Raw genomic sequence first — 24,862 nt, 5'->3', positions numbered from 1 at the left:
CTAGCTGATGCGGGACATCGTCGACGACCTGTTGCGGGTGTGGCACTCGGGCCGTACCGGCGGACTCGGCACCATCGTGCGCACCGTGGGCGCCGCGCCCTTACCGGTGGGCTCGGCGATGCTGGTCGACCCGGACGGGGGCGTCTACGGATCGGTCGCCGGAGGCGGGCTGGAGGACATCGCGTACGAGGCCGTGCTGCAGGCAGCGCGTACCGGCCGTCGCGCGATGCACCGCTTCGGCGTGGGCGGCGGATTGGACGGCGAGGGGATGATGGACGTCTTCACCGAGCCGTTCTCCCGAAGACACTTCCCGGAGTTCCCGGATGTCGCCGCCGAGATCGCGGCGCACCGCAGGGTCACCGTGTTCACGGTGGTGTGGAACTCCGATGCCGACCTGATCGGCCAGCACCTGATCACCGACAAGAAGCACGCCACCGAATTGGTGGCGCTACCCGATTCCGACGTTTTCGTCAGCTCGTTCGCCCCGCCGCCGCGCCTGATCATCTTCGGCGCCAATTCCTTCGCCGCCGCGCTCACCGTGCAGGCGAAGTTGCTCGGCTACCGGGTGACCATCTGCGATTCCCGCCCGAATTTCGCCACGCCGGAGTCGTTTCCCGGCGCCGAGGTCGTGGTCGACTGGCCGCACCGTTACCTCAACATCCTCTCCGCCGCAGGGGAGATCGACAGCAGCACGGCCATAGTGGTGCTGTCGCACGATCCTACGTTCGAGATTCCGCTGCTCACCGTGGCGCTGCGACTACCCGAGCTCGGCTATCTCGGCGCCATGGGGTCACGCCAGGTGCACATCCGGCGCATGGAGGACCTGCGCGCGGGCGGTTTCGGCGAGGAGACGCTGTCGCGGCTGCACTCACCCGCCGGCTTCGACATCGGCGCGCGCACCGCCCCCGAGATGGCCGTCGCGATCGCGGCCGAACTGCTGGCCGCCCGCGCCGCGCAGCCGGTGCGAGCGGTGGATCCCTACAGCGGTGAAATCCCGATGACGCCGAAAACCGCTGTGGGACTGTAGCTATTTCAGGCCGGGATTCTCGGCGTACACCTCGCGCAGGACGGACAGGTCGAACAGTTGGGCGGCCTTGATGTCGATCTTCGCGGCGCGCAGCGCGGCGATGTTCTGTTCGATCAGCGCATCGGTCATCGAGAGCAGGCCGCCGGTGGCGGTATCCGCCGAGACCACCAGATCGTTCTGTGCGGCAGCCTCTTTCGTCTGCTCGGCGAGATCGAGCTTCTGATCCTTGCCGTACACCTCGACCGCGAGCCGGGCCGATTCGGCCGGGTTCGCCACCGCGTCCTTCCAGCCTTTGATCTCCGCGGTGAGGAACGCCTTCAGCTTGTCGCGTTCTTTGTCGATGGTCGACTGTGCGACCGTAAGCGTCTCGGCGACCAGCGGCAGGTTGTAGTCGGCGAACAAGAAATGGGCGGTCGGGAAGCCCTTGGCAGCCAGCGTGATCGGCTCGTTGGTCACATAGCTGACCCACCCGTCGACCTCCCCGTTGGCCAGCGGGGTCGGGTCGAATTGCGCGGGCACGACGGTGACATCCCCCGGCTTCATCCCGTTGGCGGTGAGCAGCGCGTTGAAGATCAGCTGGTTGGTGTCCTGCACACCGATCTTGCGGCCCTTCATGTCCGCGGGCGTCTTGATCGGTTTCGCCGCGGCGGACACGATCGCGAACGGGTTCTTCTGATAGGTGGTGGCGACGATCTTGGCGGGCAGGCCCTCCAGGATCGCGGGCGCGGTGGTCTGCGGCGCGGACAGGCCGAGCCACACCTTCCCGGTGTCCAATCCGGCCTCCACCGACGTGCTGGCCGCGCCGCCCGCGATCAGGTCGACCGAACCGAAACCGGCCTCCTTGAAATAGCCCTTCGAGTCGGCGAAGTATTCTCCCGCGAATTCGATGTTCTTCAGCCACGACAACTGAACCGCGACGCGGCCGTATTTCGAGCCGTCCGCGCTGCTACCGCCCGGCGCATCACCGGAACTCCCGCCGCAGGCGGCCAGCGCGCCCGCACCGCCGAGCGCCGCGCCGGCGAACGCGGAGTAACGGAGGAACGAGCGTCGGTTCAGGTGCCCGGACGTGGAGCGGTGCGCGGGTGTCATGGGCCGAATCTAAGGGCAGCGCGTTTCATTTTCTTTACTTCGGCGTTCCGAGCGAGGAATTCGTTTCGGTCAGAGTCGCCCCGCTTCCGGCCCGAACCGGGCGAGCACCAGGTTCTCGACGACGCCGACGATCGCGTAGAGCACCACCGAGACCAGCGTGACGACGACGATCGAAGCCCACAACTTGCTGTACTGGAACGTCGGGATCGCTCGGATCAGGGCAGCGCCCAAACCCGTGCCGCTGCCGAGCCACTCACCGAGCAACGCGCCGATCAGCGCGCCGGGCACCGAGATCCGCGCGGCGGCGAACACCGACGGCAGCGCCGCGGGCACGGCCACCATGCGCAACCCGGTCCAGCGCGACCCGCCGTACGCGGTCACCAGCTCCAGGGCCTGGCGCGGCGCGGCGCGCAATCCCGCCATGATCATGACCAGCGCGGGGAAGAACACGACGATCGCGGCGAGCACCGCTACGCCCGCCAGACCGCGACCGAACACCAGCACGATGATCGGCGTGAGCGCCACCAGCGGCACCGAGCGCAGCAGCATCGCCACCGGCAGGAACGTCTGCTCCACCGCGGCGATCGACACGAACAGCGCGGCCACCACCAGCGCGGCGAGCATGCCCGCGCCGAACCCGATGGCCGCGTCACGCAGCGTGATCTGCAAGTCGTCCAGGATCGCCTGCCGTGCGGTCGCGGCGTTGGGCGCGGTCACCAGGTAGGTCCAGATATCGCCCGGCGTCTTGCCGACCCGCGGGCCGACCTGCGGGAACGCCTTCAGGAAGACGTACCAGATCACCAGCATCAGCAGCAGCGAGGTGCACAGCGGGAATAGGAAGATCCCGATCCGGCGCAGCAGCTTCATCGGGCGGCCCCCGTCATCCAGTCCAGCGCACTCTTCATCGCGCATCCCTGGCGGTCCACGGCGCGGCCAGGCGGGCGGCCAGCGCCACCAGCGCGTAACCGAGTCCGGCCAGGCCCGCGGCGGCCAGTGCCATGCCCCAGGTGCGCGGCACGTTGTAGGAGGTCTGCGCGGCGGTCAGCGCCACCCCGATGCCGCTGTCGACGCCGCCGAGGTACTCGCCGATGATCGCGCCGAGCACGGCCGACGGCGCGGCGATCTTCAACGCCGCGAACGTGCTCGGCAGCGCCGAGATCGCTTGCACCCGGTACAGCTGCTGCCAGCGTCCGCCGCCGTAGGCGCGCACCAGTTCCAGGCTGGTCCGGTCGGCCGAGCGCAGCCCGGCGACGGTGCCGACCATGGTCGTGAAGAAGCAGTACATCGCGGCCAGGAAGACCGTCGGGGTGCGTCCGCCGAACACCACCAGAATGATCGGGCCCAGCGCGAGCAACGGGGTGCAATAGCTCAGGATCGCCAATTGAGTGGCCAGCGACTCGATCGGCGGGACGAGCACGATCAGGACGGCCAGCGCGATGGCCAGGCCGTTGCCCCAGACGAAGCCCTGCAACGCGCCGAGCGCGGTGATCCGGAAATTGGGGCCGTACAGGTCCCATCCGTCGGTGTACATGGTGTGCAGCACCTTCCATGGGCTGGGTATGGTGCCGCCCGCGACCTCGAACGACGCGAGAGCCCACCACACCGCGAGCAACCCCAGCACGCCGACCACACCGCCGAAACGCTTCACGCCGTGTCCCCCGTTCGCCGTGCGCAGCGCGCGAACCGATACCACCGGGCCGGGCGGCTCGTCCGCTGCCGGCGCGGTCTGGCCTGGCGCCGGCAGCGTTCCGGTTGATCGGCGTTCACGCGACGCCTCCTTTGCCCGCGGTGCCGAACAGCAGCTCCGACAGATAGTCGTGCAGTTTGTGGAATTCCGGTGTGCGCATCATCTCCGGCAGTCGCGGGCGCGGCAGATCGATGTCGACCAGCTCCAGGATCCGCCCCGGCCGCGGGCTCATCACGGCCACCACGTCGGACAGGAACACCGCCTCCGCGATGCCGTGGGTGACCATCAGCGTCGTCGCGGGCTTCTCGGTCCAGATCCGCAGCAGCTCGAGATTAAGTCGCTGCCTGGTCATGTCGTCGAGCGCGCCGAACGGTTCGTCCAGCAGCAGCACGGTCGGCTCGACCACCAGTGCGCGCGCGATCGAGACGCGCTGGCGCATACCGCCCGACAGCTGCGCGGGCTTGGCCTTCTCGAAGCCATCCAGCCCGACCAGGCGAATCAGCTCTTCGATCTGCCCGTGCTTCGGCGCGATGCCCGCGACCTGCAGCGGCAGCGCGATATTCGACGCCACCGACCGCCACGGCAGCAGCGCCGAATCCTGGAACGCGATGCCGAACGCGTGCCTGCCGCGCAGCTCGGCAGGCGTCGCGCCGTCGATCAGGGCCGTCCCTGCGGTCGGCGTCTCCAGCCCCGCGAGGATGCGCAGCACCGTCGACTTGCCGCAGCCGGACGGTCCCAGCAGCGACAGGAACGCGCCCCGCTCGGTGTGCAGATCGACGCTCGCCAACGCCTGCACGGTCTTCCGCCCGACCCGGAAGGTCTTGGTCAATCCGCTGAGATGAATTCCGGTCCCCCCGGCGGTACCGCTCTCCGTGCTCATGACGGCCACCATAGGAGCACCCCGTTGCACGGACATTGCGAATCGCGTCGCCGGATTGCGCAATCGTTACGGTTCGCACCGCACATTTCCGATCGCGGCGATCCGATCGGATGAGATGCGCCCCGCCGCGGGTTACACGACAGGTGAACCCGATCCTCACGCTGCTCGACGCCAAGCTGCACATCGCGGGCTCGGAGATCCTCTGGCGCGAGGTGATCGGCAACGGCTTCGGCCTGGCCTCCGCGATCGGCGGCATGCGGCGGCGGGTCTGGGCCTGGCCGGTCGGCATCGCCGGGAACGCCTTGCTGTTCACCGTGTTCGTCGGCGGGGTGTTCCATACGCCGCAGCAGCTGAACATGGCCGGGCAGGCCGGACGCCAGGTGATGTTCATCGCGGTCAGCGTGTACGGCTGGTGGAGCTGGCACCGGCACGCGGCGCGCGGGACCGCCCTCGAACACCGCGGCGTCGATCCGCGCTGGGCGAGCACCCGCGAACGCGTCGTGCTCGTGGCGGCGATGTTCGCGGGCACGGCGGTTTTCGCCCAGCTCTTCGAGTGGCTGGGTTCCTACGGCCCGTGGGCCGAGGCGTGGATCTTCACCGGCTCGGTGCTGGCCACCTACGGCATGGCCAGGGGTCTGGCCGAGTTCTGGTTGATCTGGATCGCGGTCGACCTGGTCGGCATTCCCCTGCTGGTGCGGGCGGGCTACTACCCCTCGGCCACCCTCTACCTCGTCTACGCGGGCTTCGTGGCCTGGGGATACCTGGTCTGGCGACGCGGCATCCGGTCCGCCGCGGAGGTCTCGCCACCGCTGGCGCCGGTCACCGCGAAGTAGATCGGGAAGTCGACATCGCGCCGGGCGGTGTTCCCGGCTAGACCACCTCGACCCGCACGCCCGCCGCCCGGATCGCCTCCACCGCGGCCGGATCGGCGCCGGTATCGGTGACCAGCACCCGTACCTGCTCGATGCCGCAGATGCGGGCCAGCGCGGTGCGTTCGAGCTTGTCCCCGGTGGCCACCACGATCACCCGGCCGGAGCGCCGCACCATCTCGGCGGTCACCCCGGCCTCGTCGAGGTGCCTGCATTGGGCGCCGCCGTCGGCGGAGATCGCGTTCACGCCGAGCACGAGATCGTCGAGCCGCAGTTCGGCCAGCGCCCGTTCGGCCAGCGGGCCGTGCAGTTCGTAGGACTCCCGCCGGGCCACGCCGCCGAGGACGATCGTGCGCACATGCGGCCGCAGCACCATCTCCCCCGCGATGTTCAGCGCGTTGGTGACGATGGTGAGTTGCTCGTCACCGGCCGACCCGAGGTCGGTGCGCCCGGCCAGCGCCCTGGCCACCGCCGTGGTGGTCGTGCCCCCGTTCATCCCGACCACCGCGCACGGATCGACCAGCGACGCGGCGTGTTCGGCGATGCGCTGCTTGGCCTCGCCCGCGCTCTGCCGGTAGCGGGCGGGCAGGTCGTAGGCCACCGAGGTGGCCACAACGCCGCCGTGCGTCCTGGTGGCCAGCTGCTGTTCGGCGAGCGCGGTGAAATCGCGGCGCACCGTCGCGGCCGACACGCCGAGCCGCTCGGCTGCCTCCTCCACCGAGAGCCGCCCGGATTCGGCGAGCAGTTCCAGCAGCCGGTTCCACCGTTGCGGACGGTCCGTCGGTCCGGTCATCGCGCACCGCCCCGGCCGCGCGGGACCCCCACTGTTTCGGTGAACACGCGAACAATAGGAACACACGCACCCGCCGACCGCGGAAATCCGTACCGCCGGTACCTGCACGGTCTAGAACACATCGGCCTCGACGATGGGCCGGTCCGGAAGCGCCGCGGGAACATCACCCCGCGTGCGGGAAAGACCGGAATTCACGAAGTAGGCGATCTCTTCGCAGATCTCGTCCAGACTCACCACCGAATCCGGCGCCGTGCCCTGCACCAATTCCTGGGCGAGCGAGGTCACCGCGCCGATCACGGCCAGCGCGAACAGATCGAAACGGCGCGGACCGGTCTCGCCGCGGCCGACGGCGCGTTCGGCCTCGCTGATCAGCAACGCCGACAGCAGACGGCGCTGCTGCCTGCGCCACTCCTCCACCGCCGCGCTCACGCCGACGACCTCGACATAGAGCACCCGCGCGGTCCTGGCGTCGGCGCACGTGACGCCCAGATACGCGCGGAAACTCGCCACCACGCGGGTGGGCAACGGCTCGTTGCGCGTGGCGGCGAGTGCGGTGAGCGCGCATTCCAGCGCGCGGGAGGTGATGCGATTCGCCAAGGCGATGAGCAGAGCCTCGCGGCTGCCCATGTCCTCGTAGAAGCTGCGCGTGGACACGTTCGCCACCGAGCAGAGGCGCTCGATCGAGGTGGCCGCGTAACCCTGGGTGCCGAATAGTTCGAGGGCGGCGTCGATCAGGCGGGTCTGCCGCTGGGCAACCCGCTGCTCCTTGGACAGCCCGCCGTAGCTGCGACCGTCCTTGGGTCCGTGATCCCGCCGTGTCACCGTTCGATGCTACCGCGCGGCTACCTCGCCGCAGCGCGCCGAACGCCGGCGTCGCGGCGATTGCGCCGCCAGTGCTCGCAGGCTATTTCACGCTGCCCGCGGTCAATCCGGCCACGAGTCGCTTCTCGATGAGAGCGAACAGCAGCACCACCGGAACGATGCCGACGGTGGAGATCGCGAACACGTACTGCCACGCGGTGTCGTACTGGCCGACGAACTTGGTCAGCGCCACCGACAGCGGTTGATTCTCCGGCGTGGTCAGCACGACGAGGCTGGCGGCGAATTCGTTCCAGCACGCCACCGCGACGAAGATCGTCGCGGTGACGATGCCCGGCCAGACCAGCGGCAGGCTCACCCGCAGCAGGATCTGCGCGCGGCCGAGTCCGTCGAGCATCGCGGCTTCCTCGATCTCCACCGGGATCGCGGCGAAGAAGCTGTGCAGGATCCACACCGCGAAGGACAAGTTGAACGCGGCGTTCACCAGGATCATCGCCAGCCAGGTGTCGTTGATGCCGAGCGCGAAGAACTCCCGGATCAACCCGGTCACCAGCACCGTCGGCTGCAACATCTGGGTCACCAGCACCACGCCGAGAAACACCGCGCGCCCTGGAAAGCGGTGCCGCGCCGTGTAGTACCCCGCCGGGATCGCCACGGCCAGCACCAAGAGGGTGGCGCAGACCGCGATGACGATCGTGCTGACCAGATTGAACGGCAGCGGCGTCTCGGGGGTGTCCCACATCGTCGCGTAGTTGTCCGGATGCCAGGACTGCGGCAGATACGTCGGCGGGATGCGCAGGATCTCGGCGCGGCTCTTCAGCGAACCGAGCACCATCACGACGAACGGCAGCAGGAACACCGCGGCGAGCACCACGCCGACCGCGGTGAGCTCCCAACGGCGTCGCGCTGGCGCCGCCGGAGCGACCGGCGTCACCGTGGTCTGCTCGCGTACCCGCGTCCGCGTCGTCATCGGTCGGTCTCCGCGGCCGGGCGGACCAGTTTCACGTAGATCGCGATGATGACGGCGATCAGCGCGAAGTTCAGCACGCTCATCGCCGCGGCGGTGTCGACCTGCTGGTTCTGCCGGATCAGCTTGAACGTCAGCGTCGTGGTGGTGTCGGCGGAGAACCCGGCGATGCTGCCGGTGATCACCTGCAGGATCGGCAGCGAGTTGAACACGTTGATGATGTTGATGATGGTCGCCACCGCGATCGCCGGACGCAGCTGCGGCAGGGTGAGATGGCGGTAGCGCTGCCACGCGCTCGCCCCGTCGACCCGCCCCGCCTCCTCGATCTCCGCCGGAATGGATTGCAGCCCGGCCAGGATCGTGTAGGTGGTGAACGGCACCGAGACGAACACCGCCACGCCCATCGCGACGAGAAACGCCTGCGTCGGCTGCTTGGTGAAGCCGTAACCGCGGTCGAGCAGGCCGATGTCGACCAGGAACCGATTGGCGATGCCCACGTCCGGATCGAGCAGGTAGTAGAAGATCGTGGTCGTCATCACAACCGATGCCGCCCACGGCACCAGGATCGCCATCCGCACCGCGGTGCGTCCGGGAAAATCCTTGTTCAGGAACTGGGCCAGCGCCGCGGACAGCAGCAGCGTGATCAGCACGACGCCGACCACCCAGACCACCGTGTGGCCCAGCACCGAGCCGAGTTCCGAGATCGCGAACAGGGCACGGTAGTTGGCCAGTCCGGCGCTGCCGCGGTCCTGGCCGTAGGCGCTGAGATCCCTGGTGCTGGTCCACACCATGTAGCAGGCCGGAAAGGCGACAACCGCCGCGATCAGGACCAGCGACGGCCCGATCCACGGCAGCGCCGCCGTTATTCCTCTGCGTCGCACCTTATTTCGTGGCTTCCTGGATCCGTTGCAGCACCTGAGCGGGGTCGGCGCCCTGTGCGATGGTGCCCATCTGCTGACGGATGACGCCCTGCGCCACCGCCCATTTCGGGTTGTCGCTCGGGTAGAACCGCGCCACCGGCAGCGTGGCGGCGAATGCCTTGGTCACCGGGTCCTCGGCGAGGGCGGTGGCGGCGCTGTGGGTGATCGGGATGAATCCCTCGTGCTTGACGAAATCCGCGTACACCGCCGCCGAGTAGAAATAGTCGAGGAACTTCTTGATCGATTCGGCCTTGGCGCCGTCCTTCTTGAACGCCATCAGGTGATCGGCCACCCCGAGCGTGACCGGATTCCCGGTCTTGGTCGGCGACGGCGCGGTCGCGTAGCGCAGGCCCGGATTCTTCGCCGCGATCTGGCCGATGGTGGGCGGCAGGGCTTCGACCATGCCGATCTTGCCCTGGATGAAGGCGTTGAGCACGTCCTTGCGGTCGGTGGCGCCCGGATTCGGTTGCGTCGCGCCGGCGTCGATCAGATCACGCATGGCCCGCACCCCTTCGAGGTTCTGCGGGGTGTCCACGGTGATCCGATCGCCGTCGGCCCACGAGCCGCCCGCGCCGAAGGTCCAGATGGAGGTTTCGCCTTGGGCCTCCTCGCTGCCGAGCGGAAGCCCGTACCCGGAGACGCCGCCGCCGAGCGCTTGGATCCTCTTCGCCGCGTCGGTCAGTTCGGCCCAGGTCTTCGGCGGCCGGGCGATGCCCGCCTTCTCGAACAGTTCGGTGTTGTAGAACAGGGTGCGGGTGGAGGCGAACAGCGGCAGCGCGTATTGCGTGCCGTTCAGCGAAGCGTTCTGCGCGAAAGCGGGCTGGATGTCGGCCAGGACCGGCGCGGAGACGATGTCGGTGGCCGGGTAGAGCAGACCGTCGCCCGCGAAGCTGGCATAGGCGTCGATATTGAGGATGTCCGGCGTGGTCGACTGCGATTGCAGCTTGGTGCGCACCACGTCGTTGATCGAGTTCCACGACTCCATCTGCAGATTGACGGTGATGCCAGGATTCTGCTTCTGGAATTCGGCGATGATGCCGTCCCACAGCGCCTTGGTGCCCGTGGCGCCGTCGCTGTAGGCGGGGGCGAGGAAATTGATCGTGGTGGCCGAGTCCGCACCGCTTTTCGAACCGAATCCGCAGGAGGACAGGGTCAGCGCGACGCCGGTGACCATCGCGAGTCCGGCAAGCACGCGGTGGAATGGTCTTTTCACGAGCAGAACCTTTCAGATTTACCCACCGGGCGCCAGCGGAGCCGCCGATGATGGGAGGACGCACCGTCGGTGCGGCTCAATCTAGTCCGAATTGTGATCATATGTGACCGATTTCGTCAGATATTTGACATAAATGATCACTTGGCGTGAAGCTGTCGGAGTGCCTACGTCTGCCGACCACACGCCGCATCTGGCTGCCGAGGTGGCCACCCAGCCGGACGACTGGACGCGCGCCGCGGCCGTCGCCGCGGATCATCGCGCCGTGCTGCCGAAGCCGGGCGAGCGCGTCGCCGTGATCGGCTGCGGCACCTCATATTTCATGGCTCGTGCCATCGCGGCACTGCGCGAGGGAGCGGGACAGGGGATCACCGACGCGTGGCCCGCCAGCGCGGTCCGCGCTCGCGAATACGACCGCTACCTGGTGATCTGCCGCTCCGGCACGACCACGGAAGTGGTGCGCGCGATGCGCGGCATCCCGGCGCGCATCCCGCGGGCGGTGATCTGCTCCAGTCCCGGCACGCCCGTCCTCGAACTCGGCGACCCCATCCTCATCGAGCAGGTCGATGAGCGGTCGGTGGTGCAGACCCGCTTCGCGACGACCACCCTGGCCATTCTCCGCACCCATCTCGGCGATGACCTCACCTCCGTGATCGCCCAGGCCCGCGCGGTGCTCGCCGAGGACCCCGTCGTGTCGCTGGCCGCGGTGCGCCGCGCCGAGCAGATCAGTTTCGTCGGCATGGGATTCGCGGCGGCCATCGCCGACGAGGCGGCGCTCAAGCTGCGCGAATCCTGCCAGTCCTGGACGGAGGCGTATCCGGCGACGGAGTACCGCCACGGCCCGATCGCCATCTCGGCGCCCGGACGAGCGGTCTGGGCGTTCGGGCCGCTGGAGCCGGGCTTCGCCGACGACGTCGCCGCCACCGGCGCCCATCTGGAACATCGCGACATCGACCCGATGGCGGACCTGATCCGGGTGCACCGGCTCTGCCTGCTGCGCTCCGCCGACCTCGGATTGGACCCCGACCACCCGCGCGGCCTGAATCGCTCGGTGGTTCTGAAGTCGTGACCGAGGACGCGCGGTGAGCATGGGCCGGGATCTCGGCCCGCCCTGTTCCGGCGGCTTCCGCTGCCCGGCGATGGTCTCCGCGAAAACTCGCCTGCCGTCGGCGACGGGGCACGTCCGCACGACGGCGACCCGTCGCCGTGGGGGCTCACCCGCATGGCATGTCCGGACGACGGCCATCCCTGGCCACAGCGCCCCAAGCACACCGCACGCCCACACGACCCCCACCCCTGGCCGCAACGCCACACGCGCACCGCACGCCCACACGACCCCGACCCCTGGCCGCAACGCCACACGCGCACCGCACGCCCACACGACCCCCACCCCTGGCCGCAACGCCACACGCGCACCGGCACCTATCGAACGCCCGCCGGAATGCGCGCGGCGCGGCACGACATCGCAGCAGGCCGAACCGCGCCGTCGTGGAAGCGGCCACGAACTACTGTGCCGAGAATGGGAACCGAACAGTCGGGTGCGTCCGGATCACCCCGCGTGGGCACGGACCGTGCCGGGACGACCGGATGACCACGCGACGAGATACGGCCGGGCGATCCGCCGACATGCCCGCATCACGCCGTGCCGGAACGAATTACGCGCACCCAGACGACCGGACGACCACGCGACAAGAATCAACCCAGCGACCCGCCGACATGCCCGACTCACCCCGTACCGAGACAGACCGCGCACGCCCAGACAACCGGACGACCACGCGGCGACATTCGGCTGTGCAACCCGCGAACGTGTCCGGCGCGGCGGCGCTGCCGGACGACGCGCTCGTGCTCGGCATGGATGTCGGCGGCACCACCATCAAAGGCGAGATCACCGACGCGGCGGGCACGGCGCTGGCCGTGGGGACGGTGGCCACGCCACTCGGTCCAGCGGCCTTCGATGCCATGGGTGAGCTGGGCGAGCGGTTGCTCGCGGAACTAACTGACTCCGATCGCCGCCGAGTGGGTCGCGCGGCAGTCGTACTGCCCGGCATCGTCGATACCGCCAGATCCGTCGCCGTGTTCAGCAGCAATGTCGGCTGGCGAAACGTGCACGTTGGCGACTTTTTCCCCGCGCGCTGGAATCTGCCCACGCTGATCGAGCACGATGTCGCCGTCGCCGGTTGGGCGGAATGGCGGTACGGCGCCGGGCAAGGTCACGAGAACGTGTGCGTCGTCATTCTCGGCACCGGCATCTCGGGCACGCTGTCGGTCGGCGGGAGGCTGGTGCGCAGCGGTTACGGGCAGGTCGGCGAGTACGGGCACGTGCCGGTGCGGCGCGCGGGCGGATTGCCCTGCCCCTGCGGCAACACCGGGTGCGTGGAGACGGTCGCCTCCGGCGCGGCCATCGCGCGGGCCTACACCCGGCGCACCGGACGCGAGATCAGCGGCGCGGCAGAGGTTTTCGCGCTCATGTCCACCGACCCCGACGCGGCTGCCGTGGTGGCCGACGCGGTCGACGCGCTCGCCGACGGCCTGGTCGGCATCGTCCACGCGGCCTGCCCCGAACTGGTGGTCCTCGGCGGCGGACTCGCCGGAGCGGGCGCGGCGCTGACCGACCCGCTGCACCGCGCCCTGTCCGACCGCCTCCGCCTGGTCCCCGCGCCCCGAGTCGTCCTCGGCCACTTCGGCGCACGCGCGGGCCTGACAGGCGCCGCCCTCTTCGCTCGCCACGGGGCGTTGACATGAGGCCACGCGCATCGAGAGAACCCGCACACACGACAACGGCCTCGCACAGACCGTCGGGGCTGCTTCGGCGCACCCGTGGGCAGGCGCTGCCTTTTCCGCTAGGTGCGGGGGATCGGTACGACGCGCACGCACATCGGGCGCAACCGCCACGCGCGACGATTGCCTCGCATCGGCCGCGAGCGGAAGCGTTCTCGATCACTTGGGCGCACCCGCCCCGCAGACGCCGCCCTTCTCGCCCGGTGTGGAACGTCGGCATGACACCGGGCGCCGAGCCGACGATCCGCCGGCACCTCGTCACGGCGAGCGTGTCGCTGATCGAACCGCGGCACCCGCGGCGCGGTCGCGCATCCGACGCACCACTCCTGGACCGTTGCGGGTGTACCACCGTTCGTCGCTCGGCGAGCCCGGTCGGCAACGGTGGACATCCCTATTCAGCTCATACCGCGCGGGTCACGAGACGAGGGGCATTCACATGACAGCACGCAGCCAGTTGATCCGGGGACGCATCGTCTCGGCGAGCGTCACGGTGGACGACGGCGTGGTGCTGATTTCCGGGGACCGGATCGAGGCGGTGCGATCGTTCGCGCAGTGGCGTGCGACACATCGCGATTTACCTGAGCCGCCATTTTCGGGAACCGTGCTGCCGGGGCTTGTGGACATTCACAATCACGGTGGTTTCGGGCACCGGTTCGATACCGTGCGCGGCGAGGACGCGCGGGCGGCGGCGCAAGGCCACCACATGCGCGGCTCGACCACGGTGGTGGCGAGCGTGGTCACCGGGCCGGCAACGGAGATGGTGGCGCAGACCGCCGCCTTGCGCGAACTCGCCGAGGAAGGCGTGCTCGGCGGTATCCACATCGAGGGGCCGTTCCTGTCCGAGGCGCGCTGCGGGGCCCAGGACCCCCGATACCTGCGCGACCCCGATCTCGGCCTGACCGACCAACTGTTGGCCGCAGGCGGCACGCGCCTGCGCGCGATGACGCTCGCGCCGGAGCGACCCGGCTACGCGGCCGTCGCGCGGCGGCTGGCCGACAGCGGTGTAGTGGTCGCACTCGGCCACAGCGACACCGACTACGCGTCGTTCCGTGATGCCTTGCCGCCCAATGGTGCAGGACGCCTCGTGACGCACTTGGCGAACGGGATGCCGCCGCTGCATCACCGGCGTCCCGGCCCTGTCGCCGCCGCGCTGGTGGCCGCGGCGGCCGGCGACGTGATCGTGGAGTTGATCAACGACGGCGTGCACGTGGAACCGGGCTTCGCCGCGCTGGCGTTCGCGACCGCGCCGGGACGAGTCGCGCTGGTCACCGACGCCATGCAGGCGGCCGGACTCGGTGACGGCGAGTACCAGCTCGGACCGCAGCAGGTGAGCGTCCGCGCCGGGGTGGCGCGCATCGCCGACGGGTCGATCGCGGGGGGCGTCTGCACGCTGCTGGAATGCGTCGCGCGGGCCGTGCGCGACGCCGGCGTCCCGCTGCGCGAGGCGGTGCTGGCGGCCACCTCGGTTCCGGCCGCCGCGCTCGGGCTCGCCGACGTCGGTGACCTGCGGCCCGGGTATCACGCCGACATATTGACAGTCAGTGACAATCTCCACTTGCGCGGGGTGCTCAGACGTGGACAGTGGTTGAGGTGATCCTCACCGTGACAATGAATCCCGCGTACGACATGACCTATCGGGTCGAACGCTTCGAACGCGGGCAGGCCCACCGGGTCCGGTCGGTGGAGCAGCGCATCGGCGGCAAGGGCATCAACGTGACCCGGGTGCTGAATCAGCTCGGCAAATACGCCAGGGCCACCGGGTTCTCCGACCACGCCTTCGCGGCCGCCGCCGAACTGGAGATGCCGGTCGACTTCGTGCACGCGCTGCCCTGGGTGCGCCGCACGGTGGTGATCAGCGAATCCGAGGACGGCACGGCCACCGCGCTGTGGGAGCCCGGCGCGCGGGTCTCCAATCCGCACGCCGCCGAACAGTTGTCGGTGCGGGTGGCGGGCATGCTCCCGGAAATCGCCGGGCTGGTCATCTCCGGGTCGCTGCCGGGCGGCATCGAGCCCTCGCTGCCCGCCGAGATCGCCCGCACCGCCATCGCGGCCGACGTGCCGACCATCTGCGACGTCGACGGCGAGGCGCTGCGCTTGGCCGCCCAGGTGCCAGGGATCGTGCTCATCCCGGACGAGACCGAACTGCAGCGCCTCACCGGCACCCGGCCGACGACCGCCGACGACATCGTCATCGCCGCGAAGCCGCTGATCGACAACGGAGTGCGCGCCGTGATCGCGACTCGCGGTGCCGAAGGGATCGTCGCGGCGACCGCCGACGGCGCGTGGTCGGCGGCGCTCGCCGAACCGCTCGCCGGAAATCCCACCGGCGCGGGCGACGCCGCGGTGGCGGCGGTGATCGCCGCCCTCGCCTCCGCGTCACGCCCGGACTGGCCCGCCGTGCTCGCCGACGTGGTCGCGACCTCGGCGGCCGCCGTGGTCGTCCCGGTGGCCGGTGAGATCGACCGCGGCCTGCGCACCCGCCTCACCCCGACCATCCAGGTACGAGAGCTCGGCACCCCATGCCGCTGACCCCGATACCGGATCTGATCGCCACCGCCCGACCCGGCGGACTCGGCGCGTTCAACGTGATAACCCTCGAGCACGCCGAGGCGATCGCCGCCGCAGCGGAAGCAGCGGAAAGGCCGGTGGTGCTGCAACTGTCGGAGAACACCGCGCGGCATCACCGTGGCATCGCCCCGCTGGCGCTCGCCTGCCTGCGCATCGCCGCCGACAGCGCCGCCGCGATCGCGGTGCATCTCGACCACGCCACCAGCGCCGAATTGATCCACGCCGCCGTCGATCTCGGCATCCGGTCGGTCATGTACGACGGCTCGGCCCTCGATTACGCCGACAACCTCGCCGCCACCGCCGCGATCACCGCCTGGTGCCATGAGCGCGGCGTGCATATCGAAGCCGAACTCGGCGAAGTGGGCGGCAAAGACGGCGCCCACGCGCCCGGCGCGCGCACCGATCCCGACGAGGCGGTCGAATTCGTGAGCGCTACCGGCGTCGACGCGCTCGCGGTCGCCGTCGGCTCTTCCCACGCCATGCACACCCGCACCGCCGAACTCGACAACGACCTCATCGCCCACTTGGCCGCGAAGGTCCCCGTCCCCTTGGTGCTGCACGGCTCCTCCGGCGTCCCCGACCACGGCCTGCGCGCCGCCGTAGAACACGGCATGACAAAAGTCAACATCGCCACCCGCCTCAACATCCGAATGACCGCCGCCATCCGCGACCGCCTCGCCACCACGCCCCACCTCACCGACCCCCGCGAATACCTCACCCCCGCCCGCACAGCCATCCAGTCGGAAGTCGAGCACTTCCTCCACCTCCTCGCGGGCTGACCCGCCACGAGTGGCACACCATCGAGAGCTCTTCTCGCGTTTCGCCGCAGCCATGTGCCACTCGCGAAACCTGTCGGGGGTGGCGGGGAGGATGGGGATATGGGGGAGATCATGGGGGAGGTTTTTCCGGGGAGTTGGGCGGTAAGGGCGGGGGTGGTGGGTGCTTGGGAGTTGCGGAAGGACTTCGAGCGGATTTTTCCGGATGTTTATGTGCGGAGGGGGGTTCGGCTGGACGCGCGGGGTCGGGCGCAGGCGGTCGGGCATTGGGCCAAGGGGGCCGGGATTCTGGTCGGATTCTCCGCGGCGGCTCTGCACGGGGCGCTGTGGCTGGACGACAAGCCCGCTGAAATCGTGCTCCCGACTCGTGCCAGGCCGCCACGGCATGTGCTGGTATACCGGGATGCCATTCCGGCCGACGAAGTGTGCGCCGTTGGCGGGTTCCGTTGCACGACACCGGCGCGGACCGCGTTCGATCTGGCGCGACGCCTCGAGTTCGATGAAGCGGTCGAAGTCGTCGACGCCCTCTGCAACGCGACCCGGCTGACCACCGCGGACATCGAACGGCTGGCCGCTCGGCACCCGCGCGCACGCGGCGCCAAGAGCCTGCGGCGGGCGCTGCCCTACATCGACGGCGGCGCGGAGTCCATCCAGGAAACACGTACGCGCTTGCTGCTGCGCCGAGCCGGACTACCCGCGCCGGAAACCCAGATTCGTCTCCTCGGCCCGGACGGAATGACTTTCGCACGCTTGGACATGGGCTGGCGCAAATGGCGAGTCGCCGTCGAATACGACGGAGCCCACCACTGGGCCGACCGCGACCAGCGCGCCTGGGATATCGACCGCGCCGCCGCCCTCGAATCCCTCGGCTGGACCCTCATCCGAGTAAGCGCCGCCCTCCTGACCCACCGCCCCCACACCATCACCACCCGCGCCCTCGACGCCCTCCGCCGCCACGGCGCCGACATCTGACGAGTGGCACACCATGGAGAACTCTTCTCGCGTTTTGCCGCAGCCATGTGCCACTCGCGGAAAGCGCTCGGCCGGCGGCGCGTGCGAGGGTGGCGCGCCGCCGGCCGAGCGGGGTGGTGGGCAGGGCAGTTGTCCACCGGTGAAGCAGTCGATGGATCGCTTCGCATCGACGGAGACACTCTTCCCGGTGGAGCTGTGTTTCGGGTGTAGTGAAGCTGAGAGTCGGCTGGGAGAACGTGTCAGGCGAGGGCGGTGGTGCGGATCGACGTGGTGAATGCCGCCCACTGGGTCGGTGTGAACGCCAGCGTGGGTGACGCGTCCGGCGCACCAGGAAACTTGCTGTCTCGAACCAACACCCGGCCGCCGTCGAAACAGACTTCGACGCATGCGGTGCTGTCGTTCGAATGCGATGACTTGAACCAGCTGCGCGCGCGCCCCATGCCGTTCACGCTACAGCGCGGCGAGTCTGCGTTCGATCAACGTTATCGACTCGTTCCGCGGGAGCGCGTGCTCGACCGCGGTGGTGGCGAACATGGTCGCGAGGTGACGCACCGGTTCGGCCTCCTCGGTCACCCCGAGATGGACCAGTGTCTCGGTCCACGCCACATCGGGAAGAAGTGCGTTGTCGAACCCGAGCAGATGGAACGACGCACCGGTGAGCAGTACACCGCCTGGCGCGTCGAAGGGTACGACCCGGATGTCGATCGTGTCGGCATGCGTTTCGGCAACCGATAGCAGGTGGCGCAGTTGCCCTTTCAAGACAGCCGCACCTCCGGTGCGCTGGGTCAGCGCCGCCTCGTTGATGATCGCCGTGACCTGCAGCGGCTCCGAGTCGGTCAGCCGTCTCTGGCGCCGCATGCGAATCTCTACCCAGCGATCGATTTCCACTTGCCGAATCCGTGCCCGGTCGTTGGCGATCACCGCTCGCGCGTAGTCCTCGGTCTGCAAGAGGCCCGGAATCAATATGCTCGTATAACTCCGAACACTCTGCGCCCCGTGCTCCAACCCGTAGAGACGGATCACCTCGTCCGACAGCAAATCCGCGTACTCCGACCACCATCCGCGTCGCTTCGCGATGTCGCGCAGTCGCAACATTTCCACGCGCTCATCCTGGTCGAATTCGAGCAAGCTCATCAGCTTTCGCAGCTTGTCCTCGGCCAGCACGCGTTCCTTCTCCACCTTCGACCAGTACGACAGCGTGAAGCCGAGTTCCTTGGCGATGACGGAGGCGGAGACGTCGAACTCGGTGCGGCGGCGCTTGATCCGGAGCATGAGCTCCCAGCGCGCCACCGTGGGCGAGAGTGGTGCCATCGTCCGATGAGTCCTTCCCGGCTCCGGCTGTTCGTGCAGATGACCGTACCCCCATCCACAGGTGGCCGAGTTTGTCAAATGGACCTGTCAACTTGACCTGTCAGCAGTCCGGCGCCTACTCTTCTTGTGTTGCGCATCACAGCGGGGGCTCTGGGCAGACCCCGCTCCGGCGGGGAGGGGTTCTGATGTCCGTGCATGTCGTCGACCGCACGTGGATCGTGAGTGATCGGACGCCGCATCAAGCGCGGCGGGTCAGTGACGACGCGTGGGTGGTGTCCTATCTGCGGGGGCGCATGGTGAACACCGAGCAGGCGACGGCGGCTATCCAAGCGGCGGAAATGGTTTCGCTGACGGAGGACTTGGTGCGCCCTTTCGGGCTGACCGCCCTGGAGGCAGTCGGCCTCGTCGTCCTCGAATCACCGTGGGACGCCGCGCCTTCGCACACTCGGTACCGATTGCCGCGTCCGGGCGGGCGGCATCGGCGATGACGTTCGCGCCCGGCGCGACCATTCGATTCAGGGGGTTGACGCGGTGGAACCACTGCCGACCAAAGAACTCGTCCTGCAGGCTTGCCGCACGGCGCCGCGCCGCGCCCACCCGGTCCTGGAGTCCGCGCACCTTCTCGCGGGATTACACCAGCGCCGCCTGCGCCGTGAACTCGGTAGCGACATCGATCGGCACCGCGCCCGCCTCGTGCTCGCCATCGACCGCTGGGTCGCCACCCAGACCCCACCGCCGCACGGCGGCGCGCACATGCACACCGAGACCGTGGGCATGGTGGTCGACCGGCTCGCCCAGTTCTCCGCCTGCGCGCACGACATCCTCGCCGGCGCGCCGGAATGGGCCGTGCACAACGCCTGGGAACGCCTCGCCGAACTGGCGCTCGGCTATGAGGATCTCGCCTACGAGGTGGTGGCGGGCGTGCGCCGCCTCCCCTATCTCAGCGGCCCGCGCGAGCAGCCGTGATCAGTCCTCGCCCGGCCACGCGTTGGCCTCGACCCGAGCGCGCACCCTGGCCACGTCGGCTTCGGACGGCATGTCGTTGGTGATCTTGGTGATCATCACCTGGATGTCGGTCTGATCGATGTCCGCCCCGCCGGAGCCGGCCAGCTCGGCGGCGATCCTGGCCACCTCCTCATCGGACAGGCGGCGGCGCAACAGGGCGAGCAGCGGGATGTAGTCGGCTTCCGGGACACCGTCCGGGTATCCCACCCGCAGCCAGCTGATGATCGCGTGCAGGAAGGGAGGCATCGGCGGCGGCTCGGTCAGTCGGAATCGGCCGGCGGATCGGCCAGCGGCCAGCCGCCCGCGGCCAGGTGGGAGGCGACGCGAGCGACGTCACGCTCGTCCGGCTGCTCCTTGGCGAGCCGGGCGATGGCCTGCTCGATCTCGGTGTGGGTGATCTCGCTGCCCGAGTTCGATGCGACCAACTCCTCGGCGATCGCGACCACCTCGTAGTCGGTGAGGTGCCGGTGCAGCACGGCGAACAGGGCCACGTAGTCCGACTGCGGCACGCCCTGCGGGTATCCCGCGCGCAGCCAACCCACGACCTTGCCGAGCAGTTTCGGCCGGTCCGGAACTGGTTTCACTGGATCGGTCACGCTGGCTACTCCTCACGCCTGCCCGAACAGATGGATGCCGAATCTCGCTGCGATGAACGCCTTCGCCGTGTACAGGATGCCGCTGACGATCGCCACCACGACCAGCACGAAACACGCCAGCGCGACCGCGAGGGCGGGATAGTTGCGCCGCACCGCGCCGGTACCGGCGTCGGTCGTCACGGTCATCGACCAGAACCGCACCCCGATCGAGAAGATCATCGGCAGGCCAGCGCCGAGGACCAGCCCGGCCACGGTGACTTTCCACAGGGCGTTCAGATTGGTGACGAGAGTGTGCACGCCTGGTCCTCCTACACCTGAGCGGATCGGTTCGGGTCCGGTGACGCCGCCGGGTCGCCCGCGGGCGGGTCGGTCCCCTCGCCGGGCCACTCGTTGACGTTGCCGGTGTGCACCGGGTCGCGCCGCGACCGCAGGTACATCAACGCCGACAAGCCGATCAGCAAGGCGAAGACCACGAGCACACCGGCCAGCCCGCCGATGAGGTGGGCGATGGCCCAGCAGATCGCCCCGGCGACCGCGGCGAGCGGCAGGGTGAGCAACCATGCGACCACCATGCGCCCCATCACGGCCCAGCGCACTTCGGCGCCCTTGCCGAGCCCGGTGCCGAGGATGGAACCGGTGGCGGTCTGCGTGGTGGACAGCGGCAACCCGAAATGGGCGGAAGTCAGGATGATCGCGGCCGAGGCGGATTCCGCCGCAAGCCCCTGCGGCGAGTCGATCTCGACCAGGCCCTTGCCCAGCGTCCGGATGATCCGCCAGCCGCCGAGGTAGGTGCCCGCCGCGATGGCGAAGGCGCACGCGGCCATCACCCACAACGGCAGGTCGTCGTCTTTGGTGAGCGTCCCGTGCGCCACGAGGGCGAGGAAGATCACGCCCATCGTCTTCTGCGCGTCGTTCGTGCCGTGCGCCAGCGAGACCAGCGAGGCCGACCCGATCTGACCCCAGCGGAACCCCTCGGTGACCTTGTCCTGTTCGGCGCCGCGGGTGATCCGGTACACCAGCCAGGTGCCGATCGCCGAGACCAGCGCGGCGACGATGGGCGCGAGCACCGCGGGCAGCACGATCTTGGTGAGCACGCCGTCCGACCCGGACGCCCAGATCACCCCGTCCCAGCCGAGCGCGGCCAGCGTCGCACCGATCAGACCGCCGAACAGCGCGTGCGACGAACTCGACGGCAGGCCGAACAGCCAGGTGAGCAGGTTCCACAGGATCCCGCCGACCAGGCCGGCGAACACGATGACGATCAGGTCTTGGCCGCCGACGGCGTCGAGCCGCACGATGCCCTTCGCGACGGTGGCGGCGACGGCCACCGACAGGAACGCGCCGACCAGGTTCAGCACCGCCGAGAGCGCGACAGCCACCCGAGGCCGCAGCGCGCCGGTCGCGATCGAGGTCGCCATCGCGTTGGCGGTGTCGTGGAAGCCGTTGGTGAAATCGAATGCGAGCGCCGTGACGATGACGATCAGGAGAACCAGTAATTCGACGGTCACGCCTCCAGTGTGCTGCACCCCCGGATGGCACAGCCATGCCGGTTACCGGAAGTTCGCGCGACCTGCATGGACTAGTCTGATCAGTCCTGGTCAGCGAGATCGGGTGCAGTGCGCGGCGACCGGCCTTCCCGCGAACCGATCATCGATCCACGAGTTCGCGCCCGGGATGCCGCTGAGCCCGACCGAGAAGTGCTCGCCGAAGTAGACCTGGAAGTCCACCGGCGTCCCGGCGCCGCACCAATCCGCGTAGAGCTTTTCCGCGCCCGCCAGCGGCACCCACGGATCGTGTGTGGCGTGATAGAGGAACACCGGCACCGTCGGCGCGCTCGCACCCAGCCGGTTGGCGGCCAGGATCTCCCTGACCATCGGCAACTCGGTGGGCGCGGCGGCATGGGTCAGGGCTTGGACCGGAATCGGCGCGAAGGCTCCGCCGAACTCCTCCGCGGTCATGCACAGGTCTTTGCCGACCTGGGCCAGTCGCCAGCCGTCGTCGTTCATCAAGGCGAGCAGTTCGGGATACTCCCGCGCCAGTCCGAGGGTCGCGGCGAGGAACACTCCGGACGCGGCGTTGCGCCCGTTCATGGTGGCCAGCAGCAGGTCGAAGTCGGCCGGGACGCCGCCGAACGCCGCCCCCACCAGATTCAACTCGGGCGCGTATCGCGGGGCCAGTTGCGCGGCCCAGCCGCTCGCGATGGCCCCGCCGGAGTATCCGGTGACCACCGTCGGCGCATCCGGGCGCAATCCGAACTCCGGCGTGTGCACCACGGCCCGGATCGAGTCGAGCACCGCGTGCCCGGCCATCAGTCCCGCCGCGTACGCCTGCCGGGGGCCCTGATGGTCGGGCACGAGCACGGCATAGCCCTTGGACAGCGGAATCTGAGCGGCCCACAACTCGACCGTCGGCTCGTTCCTGAGTTTGTAAGACGGTGCGCACCGATGTCCGAGCGAGTCGATCGCGGCATTGAACGACAGCACCGGCCGCGGCCCCGGTCCGGTCCACGGCGCCTGCGGCACGAGCAAGGTCGCGACCACGGGCACCGGCTGGTCCTTCGAATCGGTGGACCGGATCAGCAGTTCGGTCGACCGCAACGGGAACACGGTGAGGCCCGTGCCCCCGGCACGAGAAGCGAGAATCGTGCCGGGCGGCAAGCTCTCGAAGTCCGGCGGCGGCGTGTAGAACGGATCGTCCAGCGGTGTGGGCAGGATCCCGGAGTACTCGCGCGACGGCGTGAGGAACAGCTCGATCGGATTGGCCTGCGCGGGTGTGCCGACCGCACTCACCGCCAAAGCGCCCAGCAGCGCCGCCACCAGCCGGGCAAATCGTCCACACAGTGATTTCCGCATCATCCCGCCCGCCCGCCGATTCCATGTCCGGAAGCACGAACCGGCCGGACCACTGCATTGTGGCGGCCATCCGGAACCTTGCGCGCCCATATCTACCGTGGCTCGACGCGGGTGGCACGCGCGACACGCGCCCGGCGCGGGAGCGACCGCGCTTCACATCACGGCAGCAACGCACGCACGGTGTCGATGGTGTCGGCGTCGGCGGGTTCTTTGTCGGGGCGATACCGCACGACCCGCGCGAAACGCAGCGCGACACCACCGGGGTAGCGGGAACTGACCTGCACGCCGTCCAAGGCGATCTCCACGACGAGTTCCGGCCGCAGATACACGGTGTGCTGATCGCGCGAGCGCTCGTGACGGGGGAATTCCTCGGTCTGCCATCGCAGCAGAGCGTCGGTGAGACCTTTGAAGGTCTTGCCCACCATGACCGGCTCCCCTCCGTCCGGGTCGCGCGCGCCGAGGTGCAGGTTCGACAGATAACCCGTGCGGCGTCCGTAGCCCCATTCGGCGCCCAGCACGATCAGGTCGATGGTGTGCGTCGGCTTGATCTTCTGCCAGGCCCGGCCTCGCCTGCCCGCCGCGTACGGCGCGGTCAACGACTTGACCATGACGCCCTCGTGCCCCGCGGCCAGCGCGGCGTCGAAATATTCCGCCGCCGCTTCGGCATCCGGCCGCAGCAACGCGGGGATGGTGTGCTCGCCCGCCACCTTCGTCAGCGCGGCGCGCCGCTCGGACAGCGGAGCGTCGAGCAGGTCACGCCCGTCCAGGTGCAGGCAGTCGAAGAAGTACGGATGCAGCAGCAACTCCCGGGTGGAGCTCACCTCGGCGAAGCGGCTCATGGTCTCCTGGAACGGGCGCGGCCGTCCTGCGTCGGTGAGCGCCAGTGTCTCCCCGTCCAGCACCACGCTGGCGCAGTCCAGGCCCGCGACCAGTTCGACGAGTTCGGGAACGCTCGCGGTGATCTCGCGCAACGTCCTGGTGAAGATCCGGACCCGGTCGCCGTCCCGGTGCACCTGGATGCGGGCGCCGTCCAGTTTGTGCTCGACGCTCACTTCGCCGTGCGACTCGACCAGCGCCTCGTCCAGCGTCGCACCGGGAGAGGCCAGCATCGGCTGGATCGGGCGGCCGACCTCGAGCCGGAACTCCCCGAGCGCCGCCGCGCCGCCGGACAGCGCCGCGACGGCGGTGACCGGCAACCGCCCCGACAACATGTACGCCCGGCGCACCAGATCGGGCGGCACGTCGGCGGCCACCGCCACGGCTTCGGCGACCACGGCCGCGAGCGCTCCTTGGCGCAGGTCCCCGGTGAGCAGGCGCACCAGGAAGCCCTGCTCGTCCTCCGTCGCCGCGGACCACAGCGCCGCCAGCAACTGCTTGCGCCTGGCCGTCGAACCGGCGCCGGAGGTGACGGCCAGCTCGCTCAGCGCCGCGTCCACCGCCGAGACGGTGAGCGTGGGCGCCGGGGCGGGCGCGTGGTCGAGCGTGATGAGCGTGCGCCATCCCGTGCCGATCCGCCCCTGCGACAGCTCGCCGGACGCCCAGGCGACCACGGGCGCCAGCTCCTCCGGCGCGGCCGCGCTCAGCAGCTCGGCCAGCGTGGCGATCTTCGTCTTGCGCGACCTGGTCGCCCGGACGGTCTCCGAGGCGAGCACGACATCCGAGAACAGCACCTTGCCGACGGTAGCCGCCGGGTACGACACCTGTCTGCAAGGAGTGTTAATCGCTGATTGGCACGGATGCGAA

At 69.2% G+C, this 24,862-nt stretch carries 27 protein-coding genes; 10 read left to right on the top strand and 17 right to left on the bottom strand.

The window, feature by feature from the left end; all coding sequences use genetic code 11:
* Window positions 1-7 precede the first annotated feature (7 nt).
* Window positions 8-1,027, top strand: a complete 1,020-nt coding sequence (locus ACWDMM_RS16135; protein WP_357207399.1) for an XdhC family protein — start codon at window positions 8-10, stop codon at window positions 1,025-1,027.
* Here ACWDMM_RS16135 and ACWDMM_RS16130 read toward each other — a convergent pair whose 3' ends face one another.
* The 4 genes from ACWDMM_RS16130 to ACWDMM_RS16115 form a co-directional block, all read right to left on the bottom strand.
* The gene (locus ACWDMM_RS16130) at window positions 1,028-2,116 is read right to left on the bottom strand and encodes an ABC transporter substrate-binding protein (RefSeq protein ID WP_357207397.1); all 1,089 of its coding nucleotides are present in this window, start codon (window positions 2,114-2,116) and stop codon (window positions 1,028-1,030) included.
* A 69-nt stretch (window positions 2,117-2,185) separates the two neighbouring features.
* Complete coding sequence (locus ACWDMM_RS16125; protein ID WP_357109343.1) at window positions 2,186-2,983, bottom strand: ABC transporter permease; 798 nt, start codon at window positions 2,981-2,983, stop codon at window positions 2,186-2,188.
* 34 nt (window positions 2,984-3,017) lie between these two features.
* The gene (locus ACWDMM_RS16120) at window positions 3,018-3,764 is read right to left on the bottom strand and encodes an ABC transporter permease (protein ID WP_449938069.1); all 747 of its coding nucleotides are present in this window, start codon (window positions 3,762-3,764) and stop codon (window positions 3,018-3,020) included.
* A gap of 115 nt (window positions 3,765-3,879) precedes the next feature.
* Window positions 3,880-4,683, bottom strand: a complete 804-nt coding sequence (locus ACWDMM_RS16115; RefSeq protein ID WP_357109337.1) for an ABC transporter ATP-binding protein — start codon at window positions 4,681-4,683, stop codon at window positions 3,880-3,882.
* Window positions 4,684-4,793: 110 nt separating this feature from the next.
* Here ACWDMM_RS16115 and pnuC point away from each other — a divergent pair, with 110 nt between their 5' ends.
* Entirely contained in the window at window positions 4,794-5,516 is a 723-nt protein-coding gene (gene pnuC / locus ACWDMM_RS16110) for a nicotinamide riboside transporter PnuC (protein ID WP_397069635.1), read from the top strand.
* 37 nt (window positions 5,517-5,553) lie between these two features.
* Here the strand turns inward: pnuC and ACWDMM_RS16105 are convergent, their stop codons facing one another.
* The 5 genes from ACWDMM_RS16105 to ACWDMM_RS16085 all read right to left on the bottom strand — a co-directional run bounded on the left by ACWDMM_RS16105 (window position 5,554) and on the right by ACWDMM_RS16085 (window position 10,264).
* The gene (locus tag ACWDMM_RS16105; RefSeq protein WP_195080691.1) at window positions 5,554-6,345 is read right to left on the bottom strand and encodes a DeoR/GlpR family DNA-binding transcription regulator; all 792 of its coding nucleotides are present in this window, start codon (window positions 6,343-6,345) and stop codon (window positions 5,554-5,556) included.
* A gap of 111 nt (window positions 6,346-6,456) precedes the next feature.
* On the bottom strand, window positions 6,457-7,167 hold the full coding sequence (locus ACWDMM_RS16100) for a TetR/AcrR family transcriptional regulator (protein WP_449938065.1): 711 nt from the start codon (window positions 7,165-7,167) through the stop codon (window positions 6,457-6,459).
* Between the two features lie 82 nt (window positions 7,168-7,249).
* Complete coding sequence (locus ACWDMM_RS16095; RefSeq protein WP_449938063.1) at window positions 7,250-8,134, bottom strand: carbohydrate ABC transporter permease; 885 nt, start codon at window positions 8,132-8,134, stop codon at window positions 7,250-7,252.
* On the bottom strand, window positions 8,131-9,012 hold the full coding sequence (locus ACWDMM_RS16090; protein ID WP_195080694.1) for a carbohydrate ABC transporter permease: 882 nt from the start codon (window positions 9,010-9,012) through the stop codon (window positions 8,131-8,133). The genes ACWDMM_RS16095 and ACWDMM_RS16090 overlap by 4 nt, the downstream gene beginning before the upstream one ends.
* A 1-nt stretch (window position 9,013) precedes the next feature.
* Window positions 9,014-10,264, bottom strand: coding sequence for an extracellular solute-binding protein (locus ACWDMM_RS16085; protein WP_357109332.1), 1,251 nt, complete (start codon window positions 10,262-10,264; stop codon window positions 9,014-9,016).
* 160 nt (window positions 10,265-10,424) lie between these two features.
* Between ACWDMM_RS16085 and ACWDMM_RS16080 the strand changes: the two genes are divergently transcribed.
* The 6 genes from ACWDMM_RS16080 (at window position 10,425) to ACWDMM_RS16055 (ending at window position 17,355) form a co-directional block, all read left to right on the top strand.
* Window positions 10,425-11,330: an SIS domain-containing protein gene (locus ACWDMM_RS16080; protein WP_449938060.1), complete on the top strand. Its 906-nt coding sequence runs from the start codon at window positions 10,425-10,427 to the stop codon at window positions 11,328-11,330.
* A 722-nt stretch (window positions 11,331-12,052) separates the two neighbouring features.
* Entirely contained in the window at window positions 12,053-13,003 is a 951-nt protein-coding gene (locus ACWDMM_RS16075; RefSeq protein ID WP_357109329.1) for an ROK family protein, read from the top strand.
* A gap of 472 nt (window positions 13,004-13,475) precedes the next feature.
* The gene (locus tag ACWDMM_RS16070; protein WP_449938058.1) at window positions 13,476-14,633 is read left to right on the top strand and encodes an N-acetylglucosamine-6-phosphate deacetylase; all 1,158 of its coding nucleotides are present in this window, start codon (window positions 13,476-13,478) and stop codon (window positions 14,631-14,633) included.
* Between the two features lie 8 nt (window positions 14,634-14,641).
* Window positions 14,642-15,568 carry a hexose kinase gene (locus ACWDMM_RS16065; RefSeq protein ID WP_323124542.1) on the top strand — a complete coding sequence of 309 codons (927 nt, stop codon included), beginning with the start codon at window positions 14,642-14,644 and terminating at the stop codon, window positions 15,566-15,568.
* The gene (locus ACWDMM_RS16060) at window positions 15,559-16,386 is read left to right on the top strand and encodes a class II fructose-bisphosphate aldolase (RefSeq protein WP_195080697.1); all 828 of its coding nucleotides are present in this window, start codon (window positions 15,559-15,561) and stop codon (window positions 16,384-16,386) included. The genes ACWDMM_RS16065 and ACWDMM_RS16060 overlap by 10 nt, the downstream gene beginning before the upstream one ends.
* Before the next feature lie 210 nt (window positions 16,387-16,596).
* The gene (locus ACWDMM_RS16055; RefSeq protein WP_449938054.1) at window positions 16,597-17,355 is read left to right on the top strand and encodes a type IV toxin-antitoxin system AbiEi family antitoxin; all 759 of its coding nucleotides are present in this window, start codon (window positions 16,597-16,599) and stop codon (window positions 17,353-17,355) included.
* 239 nt (window positions 17,356-17,594) lie between these two features.
* Here the strand turns inward: ACWDMM_RS16055 and ACWDMM_RS16050 are convergent, their stop codons facing one another.
* Together ACWDMM_RS16050 and ACWDMM_RS16045 are read right to left on the bottom strand one after the other, a co-directional pair.
* Window positions 17,595-17,795, bottom strand: coding sequence for a DUF397 domain-containing protein (locus ACWDMM_RS16050; protein ID WP_449938052.1), 201 nt, complete (start codon window positions 17,793-17,795; stop codon window positions 17,595-17,597).
* Window positions 17,796-17,805: 10 nt separating this feature from the next.
* Window positions 17,806-18,666 (bottom strand): DUF5753 domain-containing protein, encoded by an 861-nt coding sequence (locus ACWDMM_RS16045; RefSeq protein WP_195080699.1) that lies wholly within the window; start codon window positions 18,664-18,666, stop codon window positions 17,806-17,808.
* Window positions 18,667-18,851: 185 nt separating this feature from the next.
* On the opposite strand from ACWDMM_RS16045, the gene ACWDMM_RS16040 reads away from it, so the two are divergent.
* Both ACWDMM_RS16040 and ACWDMM_RS16035 read left to right on the top strand, forming a co-directional pair.
* Window positions 18,852-19,154, top strand: a complete 303-nt coding sequence (locus ACWDMM_RS16040) for a hypothetical protein (RefSeq protein WP_357207368.1) — start codon at window positions 18,852-18,854, stop codon at window positions 19,152-19,154.
* Between the two features lie 43 nt (window positions 19,155-19,197).
* Window positions 19,198-19,632 (top strand): DUF4254 domain-containing protein, encoded by a 435-nt coding sequence (locus tag ACWDMM_RS16035; protein ID WP_195080701.1) that lies wholly within the window; start codon window positions 19,198-19,200, stop codon window positions 19,630-19,632.
* Here ACWDMM_RS16035 and ACWDMM_RS16030 read toward each other — a convergent pair whose 3' ends face one another.
* The 6 genes from ACWDMM_RS16030 to ACWDMM_RS16005 form a co-directional block, all read right to left on the bottom strand.
* Window positions 19,633-19,917 (bottom strand): DUF3349 domain-containing protein, encoded by a 285-nt coding sequence (locus ACWDMM_RS16030; protein WP_067797124.1) that lies wholly within the window; start codon window positions 19,915-19,917, stop codon window positions 19,633-19,635. It lies immediately after the preceding gene.
* Between the two features lie 14 nt (window positions 19,918-19,931).
* Window positions 19,932-20,267 carry a DUF3349 domain-containing protein gene (locus ACWDMM_RS16025; protein ID WP_449938049.1) on the bottom strand — a complete coding sequence of 112 codons (336 nt, stop codon included), beginning with the start codon at window positions 20,265-20,267 and terminating at the stop codon, window positions 19,932-19,934.
* A gap of 12 nt (window positions 20,268-20,279) precedes the next feature.
* Window positions 20,280-20,564, bottom strand: a complete 285-nt coding sequence (locus ACWDMM_RS16020) for a hypothetical protein (protein ID WP_449938046.1) — start codon at window positions 20,562-20,564, stop codon at window positions 20,280-20,282.
* An 11-nt stretch (window positions 20,565-20,575) separates the two neighbouring features.
* Window positions 20,576-21,775 (bottom strand): inorganic phosphate transporter, encoded by a 1,200-nt coding sequence (locus tag ACWDMM_RS16015; protein ID WP_357109309.1) that lies wholly within the window; start codon window positions 21,773-21,775, stop codon window positions 20,576-20,578.
* Between the two features lie 90 nt (window positions 21,776-21,865).
* Window positions 21,866-23,083: a lipase family protein gene (locus ACWDMM_RS16010; RefSeq protein ID WP_449938043.1), complete on the bottom strand. Its 1,218-nt coding sequence runs from the start codon at window positions 23,081-23,083 to the stop codon at window positions 21,866-21,868.
* A gap of 194 nt (window positions 23,084-23,277) precedes the next feature.
* Window positions 23,278-24,789: an ATP-dependent DNA ligase gene (locus tag ACWDMM_RS16005; protein ID WP_195080706.1), complete on the bottom strand. Its 1,512-nt coding sequence runs from the start codon at window positions 24,787-24,789 to the stop codon at window positions 23,278-23,280.
* Between the last annotated feature and the right edge of the window lie 73 nt (window positions 24,790-24,862).

Source organism: Nocardia sp. NPDC003726 (assembly GCF_053586955.1).
This window is presented reverse-complemented; position numbering and strand designations above follow the sequence as displayed.